The organism is Amycolatopsis sp. SID8362 (assembly GCF_010550475.1).
GTDB lineage: Bacteria > Actinomycetota > Actinomycetes > Mycobacteriales > Pseudonocardiaceae > Amycolatopsis > Amycolatopsis eburnea.
Map to the genome: position 1 here is coordinate 1 of NZ_JAAGNB010000464.1, position 2,692 is coordinate 2,692.

1 protein-coding gene is annotated in these 2,692 nt (G+C 68.3%); it reads right to left on the reverse strand.

The features are described 5' to 3' along the window. Positions 1 to 262: 262 nt before the first annotated feature. Positions 263 to 2,692, reverse strand: a 2,430-nt coding sequence (locus G3I65_RS14575; RefSeq protein ID WP_166640109.1) for a transglycosylase domain-containing protein, incomplete at its 5' end; no start/stop codon positions are given.

The window sequence follows — 2,692 nt, forward strand, 5'->3', positions numbered from 1 at the left end:
GGCGGCGGGGGCACCGGGCGCCGCGGTCCCTGGCCGTACGAGCCCTGCGGTGCGGAGGGCCCACGACGGCGCGGATCAGGACCCTGGCCCGGCGGCCAGGAGCGGGATCGATCGTCGGGCACGGGGCAGTCCTCCAGGTTCGCGGGCAGCGACGATCGCCACCCCCTCTAGGAAAAGGACGCTTGTGACCCCCGCGGGTTGCCGGTTGATCACCCCGAAAACGGCTCAGGGCCCTCCGCGCGATCGCGGAGGGCCCTGCGGGCTAGCCCGGGCCTGCGCCCGGTGGGGCAGCGACTCCGCCACCACCACCCGTGGTGTTGCCCAGCGGGAACGTCGGGGTACTACCCGGCCCAGGCCGGCTCCGGCTCGTCCGGGGCGTGGTCGTTTCGGAGTCCGACGACTCGGTGCTGGGCGGGGTTTCGGTGGTGCTCGGCGGCGTCGTGGTCGTGCTCGGCGCCTCCGACGTCTTCGTCGGCGTCGTGGTCACGTCGTTGACGTCCTTGCCGATCGGCGCGACCTTGTCGAACTTCTCCGCCGGCTTGCCCTTGAGGTAGAGGTTCATGAAGTTCTGCCACGTCGGACCGGCGATGGTGGCACCGAAGATCGGCTTGTTCTTCGGGTCGTGCAGCGGCTTGTTGCCGTCGCCGCCGACCCAGACCGCGGCCGACACCGACGGCGTGTAGCCGACCATCCAGGTCTGCGCGTTGCGGTCCTTGTACGACGCGGGGTCGTCGTCCTTGGCGGTGTACTGCTGCGTACCGGTCTTGCCGGCGCACTCGTGGCCGGTCGGGCACTTCAGGTTCGAGTGGTTGATGACCGGGACGAGCGCCTCGGTGACGTTGCCCGCGATCTGCCGGCTCTTGGCCGCGTCGTCGTCGAACGCCGGGTTGGTCTTGATGTTGTTCTCGTCGAACTCGACTTCGTCCTGGTTGTTCGTCAGCTTCGCGACGAAGTGCTGTTCGTGGTAGGTGCCGCCGCTGGCGAACGACGAGTACGCGGCCGCCATGTCCTCCGGCGTCACGGCCGTGCCACCACCGCCGAGCGAGATGTTGTTGTCGTCGGTGTACAGGACGCTCTTGCCGTCCGGCGCCACCTTGACTCCGGCTTCCTTGGCCGCTTCCGCGACTCGCGACGGCTTCGTCACGTTCAGGACCATGTCGTAGAACACGGTGTTCGCCGAGATCTCCATGGCCTTGGCGACCGTGCAGTCCTTGCCGCAGCTGGCGCTGTCACCCGCGTTCCGGACCGTGCGGCCGCCGAGCACCCGGTTGTTGGAGCCGTCGAACGTCTCGCCGAGGCCCTTGCCCATCTTGAGGAACGCCGTGAGGTCGAACGCCTTCACCGACGAACCCGGGTTTCTCGCCTGGTTCGCCCGGTCCTGGCCGATCTGGTCCTTGCCGTTCGCGTCCTTCACCAGCTCCGGCCCGCCGTAGTAGGCGATCACGCCGCCGTTCTTCGGGTTGACCGCGACCAGCGCGTTGAGCAGGTTCTCGTCGGTCTGGCCCTTCATGCCCTCCTGGGCGGCCTGTTCCGCCGCGGCCTGCGCCGCCGGGTCGATCGTGGTGTAGATCTTCGCTCCGGTGGAGAACAGCTTGTTCTCGTCGTAACCCTTCGCCGCCAGCTCGTCCTTGACCCGCTGCTGGAGCTGGTAGGTCATCTTCCCGGAGTTTTCCTCCCTGTTCGCGTTCTTCGCGATCGGCGTCGGGAACTGGGCGGCGGCGCGCTCGTCCGCGCGCAGCCACTTGTTCGCGACCATCTGGTCCATCACGTACGTCCAGCGTTTCTGCGCGTACGGCTGGTTTTCCGAGCGGCCCGGACCCTGGATCAGGCCGGCCAGCAGCGCGGCCTCGGACGCGTTGAGGTCCTTGGCGTCCTTGTTGAAGTACGCCTTCGCGGCCGCCTGGATGCCGTTCGCGCCGCGGCCGAAGTAGACGATGTTCAGGTAGGAAGTGATGATCTCTTCCTTGGACTGCTGGTTGTTCATCTTGAACGACTTCGCCAGCTCGGTCCACTTGCGGGTCAGCGTCGGGGCGTCGTTCTGCGTGGCCTGCTTGATGTACTGCTGGGAGATGGTCGAACCACCGCCCTGGCCGCCGGAAACCTGGTTCCAGACCGCGCGCAGGATGCCGGTGACGTCGAAGCCGGAGTTGGTCTCGAACGTCGCGTCCTCGGCCGAGTACACCGCGTGCTTGACGACCTCGGGGACCTCGCCCGGCTTGAGCAGCTGGCGGTCGCCGCCCGGCGGGAGCTCGCGGCCCATCACCTGGCCACCGGCGTCGTAGTAGGTGATCGGCTGGTTCTGCAGCGACTTGATGCTCTCCGGCGTCGGCACGTCGACCAGGAAGTACGTGATGACGAACGCGATCGCGGGGACCACGAAGAAGAGGCCGACGCAGGCGTAGGCCACCCGGCGGACGATCTTCCAGCGGCGCTTCTTCTTCTGCGCCGGCGTCAGGACCCGCTTGCCGTTTTCGTCGAGCTCCTCCTGGGGCTCGACGTCGTCGGCGAACTCGTTGAAGGCGGCGTCGTCGTAGCCGTCGTCGTACGGGTCGCGCCCGAAGTCGTCGGTGCCGTTGTGCGCGTGGTGGGTGATGAGGTCCGGCTCACGGCCGGGCGGCGGCACCGGCCGGCCGCCACGCGGCTGGCGGAAGCCCTCCGGCGGCGAAGCGGGCGGGGCCTGCTGGGGACGCTG